Source organism: Stenotrophomonas sp. YJH_SMC_43 (genome assembly GCF_059372535.1).
In genome coordinates, this window is sequence record NZ_JCAFVQ010000004.1 from 170,569 (window position 1) to 184,549 (window position 13,981).

Annotated in this window: 18 protein-coding genes and 2 pseudogenes; 12 read left to right on the forward strand and 8 right to left on the reverse strand. The window is 65.6% G+C overall.

Annotated elements, in window-relative coordinates; all coding sequences use genetic code 11:
• Positions 1-164: 164 nt before the first annotated feature.
• The 3 genes from AC5QAH_RS17795 to AC5QAH_RS17805 all read left to right on the forward strand — a co-directional run bounded on the left by AC5QAH_RS17795 (position 165) and on the right by AC5QAH_RS17805 (position 2,444).
• Positions 165-1,115, forward strand: a complete 951-nt coding sequence (locus tag AC5QAH_RS17795; protein ID WP_313311447.1) for a DUF2268 domain-containing putative Zn-dependent protease — start codon at positions 165-167, stop codon at positions 1,113-1,115.
• A gap of 212 nt (positions 1,116-1,327) precedes the next feature.
• Positions 1,328-1,600: a hypothetical protein gene (locus tag AC5QAH_RS17800; protein WP_010487149.1), complete on the forward strand. Its 273-nt coding sequence runs from the start codon at positions 1,328-1,330 to the stop codon at positions 1,598-1,600.
• Between the two features lie 157 nt (positions 1,601-1,757).
• Positions 1,758-2,444 carry a L,D-transpeptidase family protein gene (locus tag AC5QAH_RS17805; protein WP_043034949.1) on the forward strand — a complete coding sequence of 229 codons (687 nt, stop codon included), beginning with the start codon at positions 1,758-1,760 and terminating at the stop codon, positions 2,442-2,444.
• 23 nt (positions 2,445-2,467) lie between these two features.
• On the opposite strand, the gene arsH is transcribed toward AC5QAH_RS17805, so the two are convergent.
• Positions 2,468-3,196: an arsenical resistance protein ArsH gene (arsH, locus tag AC5QAH_RS17810; protein ID WP_049410050.1), complete on the reverse strand. Its 729-nt coding sequence runs from the start codon at positions 3,194-3,196 to the stop codon at positions 2,468-2,470.
• 17 nt (positions 3,197-3,213) lie between these two features.
• On the opposite strand from arsH, the gene AC5QAH_RS17815 reads away from it, so the two are divergent.
• The 5 genes and pseudogenes from AC5QAH_RS17815 (at position 3,214) to AC5QAH_RS17835 (ending at position 6,013) form a co-directional block, all read left to right on the forward strand.
• Positions 3,214-3,543: a metalloregulator ArsR/SmtB family transcription factor gene (locus AC5QAH_RS17815; RefSeq protein WP_171954768.1), complete on the forward strand. Its 330-nt coding sequence runs from the start codon at positions 3,214-3,216 to the stop codon at positions 3,541-3,543.
• 1 nt (position 3,544) lies between these two features.
• A pseudogene (arsN2, locus tag AC5QAH_RS17820) lies at positions 3,545-3,964 on the forward strand (arsenic resistance N-acetyltransferase ArsN2); the annotation flags it as partial.
• Between the two features lie 36 nt (positions 3,965-4,000).
• Positions 4,001-4,504, forward strand: coding sequence for an arsenate reductase ArsC (locus tag AC5QAH_RS17825; protein WP_029380129.1), 504 nt, complete (start codon positions 4,001-4,003; stop codon positions 4,502-4,504).
• A 13-nt stretch (positions 4,505-4,517) separates the two neighbouring features.
• Positions 4,518-5,549 carry an ACR3 family arsenite efflux transporter gene (arsB, locus tag AC5QAH_RS17830; protein WP_495232475.1) on the forward strand — a complete coding sequence of 344 codons (1,032 nt, stop codon included), beginning with the start codon at positions 4,518-4,520 and terminating at the stop codon, positions 5,547-5,549.
• Positions 5,550-5,767: 218 nt separating this feature from the next.
• Positions 5,768-6,013 carry a hypothetical protein gene (locus tag AC5QAH_RS17835; RefSeq protein WP_071306498.1) on the forward strand — a complete coding sequence of 82 codons (246 nt, stop codon included), beginning with the start codon at positions 5,768-5,770 and terminating at the stop codon, positions 6,011-6,013.
• On the opposite strand, the gene AC5QAH_RS17840 is transcribed toward AC5QAH_RS17835, so the two are convergent.
• The gene (locus tag AC5QAH_RS17840; RefSeq protein ID WP_125438125.1) at positions 6,007-6,453 is read right to left on the reverse strand and encodes a hypothetical protein; all 447 of its coding nucleotides are present in this window, start codon (positions 6,451-6,453) and stop codon (positions 6,007-6,009) included. The two genes, AC5QAH_RS17835 and AC5QAH_RS17840, sit on opposite strands and share 7 nt — an antisense overlap.
• A gap of 679 nt (positions 6,454-7,132) precedes the next feature.
• Here AC5QAH_RS17840 and AC5QAH_RS17845 point away from each other — a divergent pair.
• Positions 7,133-7,507, forward strand: coding sequence for a hypothetical protein (locus AC5QAH_RS17845; RefSeq protein ID WP_010487161.1), 375 nt, complete (start codon positions 7,133-7,135; stop codon positions 7,505-7,507).
• A 60-nt stretch (positions 7,508-7,567) separates the two neighbouring features.
• Here the strand turns inward: AC5QAH_RS17845 and AC5QAH_RS17850 are convergent, their stop codons facing one another.
• Complete coding sequence (locus AC5QAH_RS17850) at positions 7,568-8,242, reverse strand: Ivy family c-type lysozyme inhibitor (RefSeq protein WP_235651258.1); 675 nt, start codon at positions 8,240-8,242, stop codon at positions 7,568-7,570.
• A gap of 135 nt (positions 8,243-8,377) precedes the next feature.
• Between AC5QAH_RS17850 and AC5QAH_RS17855 the strand changes: the two are divergent.
• Positions 8,378-8,824 (forward strand): annotated as a pseudogene (locus tag AC5QAH_RS17855) (YybH family protein); the annotation flags it as partial.
• Between the two features lie 145 nt (positions 8,825-8,969).
• Here the strand turns inward: AC5QAH_RS17855 and AC5QAH_RS17860 are convergent.
• From AC5QAH_RS17860 to AC5QAH_RS17880, 5 genes are all read right to left on the reverse strand, one after another.
• On the reverse strand, positions 8,970-9,995 hold the full coding sequence (locus AC5QAH_RS17860) for an NAD(P)H-dependent glycerol-3-phosphate dehydrogenase (protein ID WP_010487166.1): 1,026 nt from the start codon (positions 9,993-9,995) through the stop codon (positions 8,970-8,972).
• 20 nt (positions 9,996-10,015) lie between these two features.
• Entirely contained in the window at positions 10,016-10,534 is a 519-nt protein-coding gene (gene secB, locus AC5QAH_RS17865) for a protein-export chaperone SecB (protein WP_004153553.1), read from the reverse strand.
• A 99-nt stretch (positions 10,535-10,633) separates the two neighbouring features.
• Positions 10,634-11,071 carry a rhodanese-like domain-containing protein gene (locus tag AC5QAH_RS17870; RefSeq protein ID WP_004153552.1) on the reverse strand — a complete coding sequence of 146 codons (438 nt, stop codon included), beginning with the start codon at positions 11,069-11,071 and terminating at the stop codon, positions 10,634-10,636.
• 57 nt (positions 11,072-11,128) lie between these two features.
• On the reverse strand, positions 11,129-11,554 hold the full coding sequence (locus AC5QAH_RS17875) for a hypothetical protein (RefSeq protein ID WP_019338209.1): 426 nt from the start codon (positions 11,552-11,554) through the stop codon (positions 11,129-11,131).
• A gap of 32 nt (positions 11,555-11,586) precedes the next feature.
• Positions 11,587-12,054: a YiiD C-terminal domain-containing protein gene (locus AC5QAH_RS17880; RefSeq protein WP_043400743.1), complete on the reverse strand. Its 468-nt coding sequence runs from the start codon at positions 12,052-12,054 to the stop codon at positions 11,587-11,589.
• A gap of 35 nt (positions 12,055-12,089) precedes the next feature.
• Here AC5QAH_RS17880 and AC5QAH_RS17885 point away from each other — a divergent pair, with 35 nt between their 5' ends.
• A complete protein-coding gene (locus AC5QAH_RS17885; RefSeq protein WP_049454272.1) occupies positions 12,090-12,899 on the forward strand; it encodes a uroporphyrinogen-III synthase in 810 nt (269 codons plus the stop codon).
• Between the two features lie 104 nt (positions 12,900-13,003).
• Entirely contained in the window at positions 13,004-13,981 is a 978-nt protein-coding gene (locus AC5QAH_RS17890; protein ID WP_029380131.1) for a uroporphyrinogen-III C-methyltransferase, read from the forward strand.

Sequence of the window (13,981 nt, forward strand, 5' to 3'; positions counted from 1 at the left end):
CGGGAGGGGGAGAGAAAGGAGGCGGTCGACAGGTGTGAATTATCCGTTAGGGGGTCTAATCAACCCTGAATATTGAACTGACTGGTGTATAAATAAGGCTGGCGTTCAGGGAACTCTGCATGGCACCGCTGCCGGCTTCTTATACGCACCACGCTCGATGCTTGATGTGGGCACTGATCCTGATCGCCTCGCCGGTCGCGCTGCTGCAGGCACAGGCGGCTGAGCGCATCGTTTCTGCCGGGCACATCGTCGTGCAGACAGACGATGTCACGCGCTTCTTCAAGGTGATGGACGCCAACCAAGGGCGCCCAAGCGCCGATGAACTGCAACACGGCTATCTGGATGCGGGTACGGATGCCCTGCGCAGCTTCACCGACAGCCGTATCGGCTCGATGGAGCGGCTGGCCAGTGCCATCCAGGACAAGTCGGCATTGTTTGCGAAAGCGGGAACCTGCGCGACAGCATTGCCATCGATCCGCACGCGCGTCGCCGCTGCCGTCGATCAGCTGGGCGCCTTGTTGCCGTCTGCGCGCTTTCCCCCGGTCACCGTACTGGTGGGCCGCGGCAACAGTGGTGGCGTTACCACCGAAGCAGGCGTGGTCATCGGCCTGGAAGCGCTGTGCAACGCCGACTGGATGCAGGCCGATGTGAGTGACCGCTTCGTGCATCTGATCGCCCATGAGTATGTGCACGTGCAACAGCCTGGTGCACGCGTGGAGGTCGAGCAGCCCACCCTGCTCTATCAGACGCTGCTGGAAGGCGGCGCCGAGTACGTGGCCGAACGGATCTCCGGGCAACCGGCCAACGCGCATCTGCAGCGTTGGACGCAGGGTCGTGAGTGTGCGCTGGAGCGCGCGTTCCTGCAGGACAGCATGGGCACCGATCTTTCGAGGTGGCTGTACAACGGCCCCGGCGACGATGCGCGCCGTGGAGATCTCGGCTACTGGATCGGCTACCGCATTGCCCATGCCTACGTTGCGCGCGCGCCCGACACGCGCAACGCCATCGCCGAACTGCTGAATGTCCAGCCTGGAAACGCTGCAGCGCTGCTGGAAGCAAGTGGATGGCAGCCTGCGTGCGGAGCAGGCGAAAGCGCGCAGGCGCAGATACCGTGATGCCGGCTTCATGCTGGTGAATGGGTGATATTGAACAGGCACAAGGCGCTTGACCGGCGCAGATCAGCTCGCCTGATCCCGCTTGTTAAGGTTTGTTGATTTACAGGCCTTCACAGCCCATCCACGTACTCAAATTCCAGCTGAAAGCGCTTGGTAGCGACGGGAACAAACGCCGCTATATTCCAGCTTCCCCAGACGAAGGAGGGAGTGCAATGAACCTGAACCCGCAACACATGAAGACGGCCCGCGCACTTGCTGTAGCGCTCATCGCCACCGTCAGCCTTGGCGCCTGCGCCTCTTACAAGAACGAGTTTGCAACCATCAACTCGCGTCTCGATCAGCTCGACGTCAAGGTGCAGGGTGCTGCGCAGAGTGCGGAATCCGCCAACCAGTCCGCACAGCAGGCCAACCAGCGTCTGGACCAGATCGAAGGCCGCGTGCAGCAGCTTGAAAGGGCACCGGCCGGCCGCAAGCCGCGCGGGTAATCGCTCCCTCACTGCTTGAATTGATCCATCTCTGTATCGGGAACCAGTGGCCTTCGCCGGCCACTGGCGTCCTTCCACCCAAGACTGCATTGCAAGGAGCCGTCCCATTCGTACCTACTCCTCCCCTGCACGCCGTGCCCTCCATGCCGCACTGGCCATGGCACTGGTCGTTGCGTGCAGCGGCGTAGCCAACGCCAGGGACAAGGACGCACCTGCATCACCGGTAGCCGCCGTTGATGAACTTCCGGCTGACCAGAGCGTGTCCGAAACGGTGATCGAACTGGCCGGCTGGGTCGTCGCCAGCAAGGACAACCAGGGCTATCCGTTTGCAGTCATGGACAAGGCGGCGGCGCAGGTTCTGATCTTCAGCGGTGACGGCAAGCTGCGTGGCGCGGCACCGGCGCTGTTCGGTTCGGCTATCGGCGATCATTCCGCACCCGGCGTCGCCAAGCTCGCACTGAGCGCGATTCCCGGCCACGACCGCACCACGCCGGCCGGCCGCTTCATCGGTGGCTACGGCCCCTCCGACGATGCCGGGCGCGTGCTGTGGGTGGATTACGATTCCGCGGTTTCAATGCACCCGCTGCCGCCGGGCAGCCCGAAGGAAAAGCGTGCCGAACGACTGGCATCGCCCACGCCGGACGACAACCGCGTCACCCACGGTTGCATCAATGTCTCGCCCGCGTTCTACGGGCAGATCGTGCAGCCCATGTTCGAGAAGGGCGGCGTGTTCTACATCCTGCCGGACAAGGATTCGATCGCGAAGACCTTCCCGGAGTTCGCGCAGAGCCGCGGGGATGCGAAGGACGAAGATGAGAAGGGCGCGCGGCGCGCAAGCAAGTAATACGCTCGTCGGCAGATTGGAATTCAGGAAGCCGCAGCCCCTGCGGCCCGCGCCAATACCGCGGCATGCGCGTCGCCCTTCCGCTCGCTGTAGCGGTCCACCAGGTAGTCCGACCGCCCTCGCGTCAGCAGCGTGAACTTCACAAGCTCCTCCATCACATCCACCACGCGGTCGTAGTACGGCGAGGGCTTCATGCGCCCATCGTCATCGAATTCCTGCCAGGCCTTGGCCACCGATGACTGGTTGGGGATGGTCAGCATGCGCATCCACCGGCCGAGCACGCGTAGCGTATTGACGGTGTTGAACGACTGCGAGCCGCCGCTCACCTGCATCACCGCCAGCGTCCTGCCCTGCGTGGGCCGCACGCTGCCATCTTCCAGCGGCAACCAGTCGATCTGGTTCTTGAACACGCCGGTGACCGTGCCATGCCGCTCGGGGCTGACCCAGACCTGGCCTTCCGACCACTGCGACCACGCACGCAACCGCTGCACTTCGGGGTGGCTCGTGTCCACGCTGTCCAGCATGGGCAGCGCATGCGGATCGAACATGCGGGTTTCGCACCCCAGGTGGCGCAGCAATCGCTCGGCTTCCAGCGCCAGCTTGCGGCTGAACGACTGCGGCCGCAGCGAGCCGTAGAGCAGGAGGATGCGTGGTGGCCCCAGATCTGCGGCGGCAAGCTGGCGGTGATCGGGCTGGGGCAGCGAGGCGTCTACCAGGTTCGGCAGGTGGGCACTTGTGATTGGCTTATTCATTCGACTATTCTAGAAATATGAAAACGTCGAATGCAATCGCCGCCCTCACCGCCCTCGGCCATGCCACCCGCCTGGCTGCCTTCCGCCTGCTGGTGGAGGCTGGCCCGGCAGGGCGCATGGCAGGCGACATCGCCACGGCCCTGCGCGTGCCGCCGGCCACGCTCAGCTTCCACCTGAAGGAGCTGGTGCAGGCCGGGCTGGTGGAGAGTGAAAGCCAGGGCCGCCATGTCTGCTATCGGGCCAACTTCGATGCCATGAACGGCTTGATCGAGTACCTGACGCACAACTGCTGCGCGGGCTCGCCGGACGAGCGGTGCGCGGTGAGCGAACCGGCATGCAGGTGCTGAGATGAAGCCAGACCCCGTGATTCGTGCCGGCACACGCGACGACCTGTCCTCCATCCGGGACCTTCTGCAGCAGGCGCAGTTACCCGTGGCCGATCTGGAAAGCAGCAAGGTCGTGTTTTTCGTCGCAGACCTCGACGGCGTCCCCGTGGGCGCCGTTGGATTGCAGGTTTTCGGCGCCTCGGCGCTGCTCCGCTCCCTGGTGGTGTCTGATGACCGACGCAATACCGGCCTTGGGCGCGCATTGCTGGCAGCGGCCGAAGAGGTGGCCTGCCGTATGCAGGTCAGGGAACTGGTGCTGCTGACAACATCGGCAGGCACGTGGTTCGCGCGGCACGGCTATGCCGGATGTGATCGCGCGCAGATAGCGGAGGCGATCCGCAGCTCTGCCGAGTTCACTCGTCTCTGCCCGGCCAGCGCGCTTTGCATGTCCAAACCGCTCACTGACCATGGAAGCCACATGACCCGCAATGTCCTCTTCCTCTGCACCGGCAACAGCGCCCGCAGCGTGCTTGCTGAAGCCACCCTGCGCGCCTGGGGCGGCGATCGCTTCAGCGCATTCAGTGCGGGCAGCCAGCCCACTGGCCAGATCAACCCCTTCGCGCTGGCCCAGTTGCAGGCCGAAGGAATGCCCATTGAAGGGCTGCGCAGCAAGTCGTGGGATGAGTTCGTGGATGCAGCCCCGATGGACCTGGTGATCACCGTATGCGATTCAGCCGCAGCGGAGGCCTGCCCGGTGGTGTTCGGTGACTTCATCCGCAGCCACTGGGGCCTGCCCGATCCGGCGGCCGTCGCGGGTAGCGATGCCGACAAGGCCGCAGCATTCGCGCAGGCCCATGCCATCGTGAAGCTGCGACTGCGTGCATTGCTCGCGCTGCCCGAATCGTTGTGGTCCGACCGCACGACGCTGCAGCACGCGCTGGACCGGATCGGCCGGCTGCTGCCGACCGACGGCGCGCAGTGACGGTGCCACTGCCATGAGCCTGTTCGAGCGACACCTGACGCTGTGGGTTGTGCTGTGCATCGCGGCTGGCACCCTGCTGGGCCACTTCCTGCCCGGCGCTTTTGCCGCGCTGGCATCCGCAGAGATCGCCAAGGTCAACCTGCCGGTTGCGGTACTGATCTGGCTGATGATCATCCCGATGCTGCTGAAGGTCGACTTCACTGCGATGCGCCAGTTGCAGCAGCACTGGAAGGGCATCGGCGTAACGCTGTTCATCAACTGGGCGGTGAAGCCATTCTCGATGGCACTGCTGGGCTGGCTGTTCCTGCGCCACGCCTTCGCCGACTGGTTGCCCGCAGCACAGATCGACAGCTACATCGCCGGGCTGATCCTGCTGGCGGCCGCGCCCTGCACCGCCATGGTGTTCGTGTGGAGCAACCTGTGCCGTGGCGATGCCAACTTCACCCTGAGCCAGGTGGCGTTGAACGACGCGATCATGGTGGTGGCCTACGCGCCGGTGGTTGCACTGCTGCTGGGCTTGTCGGCGATCACCGTGCCGTGGGATACCCTGCTGCTGTCGGTGGGCCTCTACATCGCGGTGCCGGTGCTGGTGGCGGCGTTGCTGCGGCGCTGGATACTGATGCGTCGTGGCGAGGCGGCGTTGCAGCGGGTGCTTCGCAAGCTTGGGCCCGTCTCGCTGTGTGCGCTGCTGCTCACACTGGTCCTGCTGTTCGGCTTCCAGGGCCAGCAGATCGTGAAGCAGCCGCTGGTGATCGCACTGATTGCGGTGCCGATCCTGATCCAGGTCTATTTCACTTCCGGCCTGGCCTACCTGCTCAATCGTCGTTTTGGCGTAGCACATTGCGTGGCCGGCCCTTCAGCGCTGATTGGCGCCAGCAATTTCTTCGAACTGGCGGTGGCGACAGCGGTGGGGCTGTTCGGCGTGCAGTCGGGGGCGGCGCTGGCGACCGTGGTAGGCGTGCTGATCGAGGTGCCGGTCATGTTGTCCGTGGTGCGGATCGTGAACCGTACTCAAGCCTGGTACGAGAGACGCGAAGAGCACTGACAGACCGGAGTGCGTCGAAGTCGATTTACGTTCTTCGCCCCGCACTGTCGTCATCGGCCTGGCGGGGTACCCGTACGCCTCGTCATCAACTTCGACCCATGATGGAAAGGACGAAGACGAGAAAGGTGCGCGGCGCGCGAGCAGGTAACGGCGCCGGCGTACACTCTAAACTGGGAAACCCTCTTTGCGGGCTGGCTTGGTTCAGGTGTTACGTCTGCATGTCCGTTTTCGAATTCAAAGCACGGTGGAAGGAAGAGCTGGTCTGCACAGGCCCGCATGGCTCGTTCGTTCTTGAGCTGCCAATGGGCAGGTTAACGGCCTACCTGCCTTCCGAAGAAGCATTCCGAAGCAACGCCCCCTCGTGGGCGGCCGATCTCTGGCCTCAACTCAGAGACGAGCTTGAACTGTGGTGCGTGAACCATCAGGCAGCGTTGGTCGTGGATCCCACGGCCCGGATCTACTGACTGAAGGCAGTCGCTCGAGCAGTCCGAAACATCACTGCCGTCTCCTTGGCATAGGCAGTGGCGCCGGGCATGCGGATTTTTCTCAGATAGTTTCTTAGATCTGGGCCCTCGCCACGGTGCAACCAGTACTCGATCAGATGACCGATGGGCATGTGCAGGTTTGCGGGCTCATTGACAATATTGTCTGGGCCTCCTTCCGCTTCCATGTATGCGGTAAGTTTCTGCGCAATGTATCTGAAGGTCTGAATGCGTTCCGCTTCAATCAAGCCTAGCAGCGCTTCAGGTGTTACCTCGGCGTACCCCATCCATTCTTCATGCAAGCGGACAACAACAGCCCTAATGGGCGCGTCTTGGTTGAAAGGGTGGCCGATCAGATGCGATTCCAGTTCAGATAAGTAGTCGCGATAGGCAGCAGAGACCAACAGATCCCTCAGATTCATGGTGCGCAGTCGTGGAGAGGAAGAGACGCTTATAGCGAACAGACTCTTACTCCGCAAAGTGCGAATTGCGACACCATTGCGATAGAAGCGTATTCCACCGCTGTGCTCCAGTAGGCACAACACCGTCTGCGCCTGCTCCGAAAGCAGGCAGCCCTTCTGCTGAAGCGCAATTTTGTGGACGATCAGGGTCGTTCAATAGTCCACCATGGCGATCTTCCTGCCTCCCCCCTACCTTGTCGTCATCGGCCCGCTGACGTGGCAGAGCGGAGCACCCTCAACTTCGATCCGTGTCGCATATTGCCAAAGCCGCTGCGACCATTGCGGCGCCTCGATCTGCGGCTGCTTAACAACATGCAAGAATGCTGAAAGCGTCTTCGATCGAACGCTGTTTGCAACTTGTCTGATTGGCGTTGCGCAGCGACGGCGGTACAGATGACGTGCCACCGGAAAAGGGTGGCCGGGACTCGAAAACCCGTCAGATCACGAACGTTGTTTTGCGCTTGCCGGCCGGCGTCACCTTGTGTGGCGCCGGTCGGTAATCCGTCTGCCGGCTATGGCGGGCGGAGCGTGGAGGCCTTGCGCCTGCCGGTCTTGTTCGTGATCTCCCGGTTTTCGAGCCACGTCTCCGCCCGCCACCTCTATGTGGCGGTTACCGTCTGTCCTGCACGGAGCCCTTGCCATGAGCACACCCGAATCCTCCCGCCTGCGCGCGCAGTACGTGCCCGCCAACGCGGACGCGCCCTCGGAAGCACTGCACCCGCACGATCCGCACGGTTTCATCGCCACGCTCGACCGCATCGGCAAGGGCGCGGCCGCCGACGGCCAGCCCTGGCCCGAACGTCATCAGATGCCAGGGCGCCGCATGGCGCTGGCCGACGCGGACTGTGCGTTGGCCGGGCTGCGCGTGGCGCTGGAAATGCTGCTGGCTGCCGAGCGCGTACGCCAGAACGGGCCCGAGGAGGAATACGTGGGCGACCGCGTGATGGAGGGCCTGATGATGGCCAGTCTGTCGCTGGCCGCACAGGTCAGCGCACGCATGCGGCCGGAAGGGTGATACGGGGAACAACGCTCACTGCAGCGCCGGGCACGGCCCGGCGCTGCAGAGCGCGCCACATCACTCGCAGAGCACGCTGTCTTCCTTCAACGCGGCATCCTGCAGTGGCTGGCGCTGTTCGATCTGCGCACGCTGTTCCACCGTCGGCTCGCCCAGCCACCACACACGGCAGCGCGCGGTAAGACGGCCGACCAGCTTCGACTGATCGGGCGAGTACAACATCGCCAACGCGGTGCCGGGGCAATCGTGGGCCTGGCAGGCGGTGTAGAACCACCACGGCTCGCCCTGCAGCACCAGCAGCTCGCCAGGGCCACTGGGTCCGCTCAACAGGCGCTTGCGCAGCGACGGAATGTCCTTGTCGCTGGATTCGGCGTCCTGCGTGCCCTTCATCAGCGCATCGAACGCGGCCAGCACCTTCGGGTCCTTGCGGCCGCAGTCATCCACGGTGTTGCCGCCCACCAGAGTAAAGAAGTGGGTCGCCAGCGGATTGTCCGCGCAGGTGAGCTCGCCGCCGGCGGCCGGGTCTTCCGGTTCGCCTTCGTTGTCCCATACCGCGGGATCCACGCCGTCTTCGACGGAGGATTCCTTCTCGACCACGGTGGCCGTGGCGGCCGGTGCTTCGGTGGTCGGCGCTGGCGCCGCAGCAGGTGCAGCCCCGCCAGTCTTCTCCGGTGCCTGTCCGCAGGCTGCCAACAGCGCGGCCATCATCGCCATCCCTGTGATTCGCATCTTCATTCCGTGTCCTTGTCTGATCTGCGCTGCATCCGCCGAATCTGCGGCCGCGTGATTCTAACCAGCACCGCGCTAGGATGCGTTCGCAGCTTCCCGTCATCGCCTGGAGCCGGACGCATGCGCCGTAGACCACTCGCCATGATCTTCTGCAGTGCCCTGCTGCTGGCAACGCCGGCAATTGCCCACGATGCAGAAGGCACGACGTCTGCGCGCCTGCCCGATACCCCCCTGCCCGCACCGCTGGATCGCGTATTGCGCGACTACGAGCAGGCGTGGCGCACCGGTGATGCCAAGGCACTGGCTGCACTGTTCGCCGAAGATGGCTTTGTGCTGCAGAGCAACCAGCCGCCGGTGCGCGGCCGCAGCGTGATCGAGGCGGCGTATGCCGGCCAGGGCGGCAGCCCATTGCGGCTGCGTGCGTTGGCGTACGCGGTGGAGGGGAACACGGGCTACGTCATCGGTGCGTACAGCTACGGCAACAAGGTGGGGGATACCGGCAAGTTCACGCTCACGTTGAAGCGCGTGGGTGATGGGCCGTGGTTGATCTTCTCGGACATGGACAACAGCAACGCGCGGCCGCGCGCGGTGATGAATGCCGCCGGGCATGGCCCGGCGCTACCGGGCACCAACCAAGGTTGGCAGCTACCAGAAGCGGGTTCCGTCCTAGATCCACGCTATGCGTGGATGGGGCGCGCACAAAAAACCCCGGCGCGTGGCCGGGGTTTTCGATTCACTTGAACAGCGTGTCCGGGTATTCCGGTTTCTGTTCCCGCGCCAGCAGTGCGCGCAGGCCTTCCTCCGGCGTCTGCTCGCCGTGCAGCACGGCGCGCACGCGGTCGGAGATCGGCAGGTCGATGCCATGGCGGCGTGCCTGTCGCATCACTTCGTCGGCGGTCTGCACCGACTCGACCACCTGGCCGATTTCGCGCACGGCATCCTGCAGCGTCTGGCCACGGCCCAGGGCCAGGCCCAGGCGGCGGTTGCGCGACAGGTCGCCGGTGCAGGTCAGCACCAGATCGCCCAGGCCAGCCAGGCCCATCAGCGTTTCCGGCTTGGCGCCGATGGCAGCGGCCAGGCGCAGCATCTCGTTGAGGCCACGCGTGATCAGGCCGGCACGAGCGTTCAGGCCCAGCTGCATGCCATCGGCCACGCCGGTGGCAACGGCCAGCACGTTCTTCATCGCACCGCCCAGCTCGGCACCGACCATGTCGTCGCCGGTGTAGGCGCGGAACGCTGGGCCATGCATCGCTTCGGCCACCGTCTGCGCGAACTCGGGCACGTCGCCGTGCACGGTGATCGCGGTCGGCAGGCCCTGGGTCACTTCCTTGGCGAACGACGGGCCGGTGACCACGGCCAGCGGCACGTCCTCACCCAGCACTTCGCGCGCTACTTCATGCAGGAAGCGGCCCGAACCGGGCTCGAAGCCCTTGGTGGCCCAGGCCACGCCGGCACCGGCCGGGCGCAGCGGCGCCAGCGCACGCACGGTTTCACCGAAGGCGTGCGACGGGGTCACCACCAGGATCCAGGCCGCGCCCTCCACCGCCGACGCCAGGTCGGTGGTGGCACGCAGGCTGTCCGGCAACGGGATGCCCGGCAGGTAACGCGGGTTCTCGTGGCGCTGGTCGATGGCTTCGACCACGGCAGCGTCGCGCCCCCACAGCACGGTCGGGTGACCGTGCCGTGCGAGCAGGCTGGCCAGTGCGGTTCCCCAGGAACCGGCGCCAAGCACGGCGATCTTGTCAGCGGGAGTGCTCATCCGTGACGTCGCGGCAGGAATCAGGCGTTGCCAGCCGGCTCGGAGTCAGCCAGCGACGGTGCGTCGCCCTGCTCCTGGCGCTGGCGCAGGGTTTCTGCGTACAGGCCTTCGAAGTTGATCGGCTGCAGGAAGAACGGCGGGAAGCCGCCGGCCTGGATCAGGTCGCTGACCAGCTGGCGCACGTACGGGAACAGGATGTTCGGGCACTGGGTGCCGAGCAGCACGTCGATCGACTGCGGGTCCAGGCCGACCAGGCCGAACACGCCGGCCTGCTTCACTTCGGCCACGTAGGCGGTGCGCTCACCGGCCTGGCAGGTCAGGGTCACGGCCAGCACGACTTCGAAGGCGTTCTCACCCAGGCGCTGCACCTGCTGGTTCAGGTTCAGCTGCAGCTCCGGCTGCACCTGGTCATTGAAGATGGTCGGAGCGTTCGGCGACTCGAAGGAGACGTCCTTGACGTAGATCTTCTCGACGGTGAAAGCGGGGCCGGTGGCGGCATCGACCGGCGCAGCGGCGCCGTTGGTGATCTCTTCGGACATTTCCAGTAACTCCAATGAATGCAATGAAAACGATGGTCGAACTACTGCGATGGGGGCGGGATCAGGCCCATACAAGGCCGGATCCGCCACCTGCGGCAATCAGTTGCGGCCCTTGACCAGCGGCAGCTCGGCCTGCTGCCAGGCGGGAATGCCGCCGTCGAGCACGTAGACCTTCTCGAAACCGGCCTTCTTCAGCGCCTTGGCGGCGGTTTCCGAAGCGTTGCCGCTGCGGCACACCAGCACCACCGGCGACTGCTTGGCGTTGGCCACCAGCTTGTTGTCCGGGCCGAAGGCACTGGCCTGGGCGTTGCGGCTGCCGGCAATGTGGCCCTTCTCGAAGTCACCGCTGGCCGACAGGTCGACCACCACCGTGCCGCCCGCGTTCATCAGCTGGGTCAGTTCGGCGGGCTTGATGCCCTTGAAGCCCCGGAACAGGCGGCGGATCTCGGTGACGATGATGGCCACGGTCAGGCCGACCAGGGCCGCGGACAGCATCGGGTTTCGGCCTGCAAAGGCCAGCAACTCTTCGTAATTCACTCAGGTCACGGGTCGATTAAGCGGGCGCCGATTGTCGCACAAGCCGGACGCGGCCCGTCACTGCCCCTTCCACAGGTCCGGCAGGCCGGCCGTCTGCCACCAGCGCTTGGCCTCTGCATCCCAGCGCCAGCGCTCGACCACCACCACGGTGCGTTCGGCCTGGGTGTTCTGGTTGATCACCCCGATTTCGACCCGGCGCTCGACCAGGCCACCGTCCAGCGAGGCGCTGCTGCGCTCGCGGTAGGACGACACGCGCAGCTGCGCGTAGCGGTTGAGCTCGAACTCGGTGGGCGGCTTTTCCTTGCGCAGCTTGGGGTCCAGATAGCCGATCGCATCGTCCATGCTGCCCCAGCGGATGGTGGCGCCGTAGGCGATCTGGGTCTCTTCCAGCAGCTTGCGCTGCTTGCGGCTGAGGTCGTCGGCCGACGCCACGGCGCTGACCAGCAGCAGGGAACACATCAGGAACTGGATGAGGCGGCGCATCGGTGGTTTCCCCAGAACGTCAGCCTGCCATCCTACCCTTTGGCGAAGGCAACGAAGCGACCGCTGAACTCTGCGGCAGGCTTGCCATCGGCACCGGGCTGGGTGGCGATGATGCTGATGCGGGCCTTGCGGCGCTGCCGGAAGGTGTTCAGGAAAGCATCCCAGCCGGTAACCTCGGCCGCTTCGGCATGGGCGTGCAGGTCTTCGTAGACCGGCGCCAGGTAGCGCAGGTTGCTGTCGGCCACGTAGACCTCGGCATCGTGGCCGGCCAGGCGCAGGCGCAGGCTGACCAGCGCCCAGCCAGACAGGGTCAGCACCGAGGCCAGGCTGCCACCGAAGGCGTTGCCCTTGTCGTTGACGTTGGCGGCCAGCGGCGCGGTGATGCGCAGCACGCCATCGGCATAGCCGTCGAGCTGGATCTGCATGGCGCGGACCGCCGGCATGCAGTCCAGCACGTCCTGCAGGGCGGCCAGCGAGGAAGTCAGAGCATCAACGGACATCGGAGCAGAGACCACGACAACGAAGGGCCCGCATAATGCAGGCAATGGCCGACCATACGATACCCACTGGCGCCGCCGGTTCCGAGCCGGGCTGGACCTTCATTTCGCTGCGACCGCAGGGCCAGAATTCCGCGCTGCGCCGCGCCGTTGCTGGGCTGGGCGGGCATGTGGTGGCCCTGCCGCCCTGGCGTCTGCAGCGCCTGAACGGCACGCCAGTGGTGCGTCAGCTGCAACGCACGCTGAACTGCGATCGGGTGGTGTTTACCAGTCCGGCCGCCGTTACTGCGGCCGCCACCCTGCTGCCACTGGCCGAAGCACAACGCAGCCCGTGGCTGACCGTGGGCGAAGGCACCGCGCGCGCGCTGCGGGCGCAGGGCGTCGCCGAGGTGCATGCACCGCAGCGGATGGACAGCGAGGGGCTGCTGGCGCTGCCGGTGCTGGCCAACGTACAGGGCCTGTGCGTCGGCCTGGTCACCGCCCCTGGCGGGCGCGGCCTGATTGCCGCGCAACTGCAGGCGGCGGGCGCCACGATCGAACGCGCCGACGTCTACCAGCGCCGATTGCTGCGCCTGCCGCCCCGCACATTGGCTCGATTGGCGCATTCAGCGCAGCCGTGGGTGCTGGCGGTGAGCAGTGGCGAAGCGCTGCAGCATTTCTGGCAGCAGCTTCCGCCGGCATTGCAGCAACGCTTTCAGGCGCACGCCACCGTCGTCGTGGCCAGCGAACGGCTCGGCGAACAGGCGCACGCATTGGGGCTGCAACGCGTGGTGCGCGCGGCCGGGCCCACCACGGCACAACTGGTGGCCGCTGCACACGCCACGCTCACCGTCCCGGCAGCGACCTGAACAGGGACGTGGGTCACGCTTGCCGCTGTGGTCGGCAACAGTGATGCTGTGCACAACGCGGCCTGCCGGAACCTGACCGGCGACGTTGCCGACAAGGAAGCCCCATGAACGAGACTCCGCCCGTTTCCCCGCCCCGTCGACCTGTGCGCTGGCTGTTGCCGCTGGCCGGGGTGGTCGTGCTTGGCGTGGGCGGCTATGCCGGTTGGTACGTCTGGCAACAGCAACAGCACGAACAGGAAGCGCAGGCACAGACCACGGCCGTGCAGCTGCAGGGCCTGCAGGCGACGCTGGATGCATTGCGCCGCGACCAGCGCGCGACCAGCCAGCGCCTGCAGGATGCGGCGACCACCAACCGCGTGCTGCGCGACGAGATGCTGGGCCTTTCGCAGCGCAGTGCATTGCTGGAAGAGAACCTGGCCAAGCTGGCCGACAGCGCCAACCAGGGCCGCCAGGCGGTACAGCGCGATGAGGCCGAGCTGCTGTTGACCCAGGCGGCACAGCGACTGAACTACGCCGACGACGTGGAAGGCGCACGCCGCCTGTATGCACAGGCCGCCACCGCGTTGGCCGATCTGCCCGACAGCGACGGCCTGAATCTGCGCCAGGCCCTGGTGCAGGAGCGCGATGCACTGGATTCCCTTGGTGCCGGCCCGCGCGCGCAATCGCTGCAGCGCCTGGATAGCCTGGCCAAAGCCCTGCAGGGCCTGCCCTCGCAGGTAACAGGCGACAGCGCGCCCGGCGCCGGCAAGACCTGGTGGCAGGCCACGCTGGCCCCGTTCGTGGACATCAGCCCCAGCCGCCAGAACGGTCCGCTGACCGCCGCCGAGCGCCGCAATGCAGACGATGCACTGCAACTGGAACTGACCCTGGCGCGCGCCGCGATCGAACGTGGCGACCGCACCGGCCGCGATACTGCGCTGGCACGCGTGGAGCATTGGGCGCAACGGCGCTGGCCGGATTCACCGGCCCTGCGCGCGCAACGTGCTGAACTGAAGGCCTTGCGCGAGCTTCCGCTGCAGGCCAGCAACGCTGTTCTTGGCAGCACCCTGCAGCAGCTGCGTACCCAGACCGACCGGAGGTAA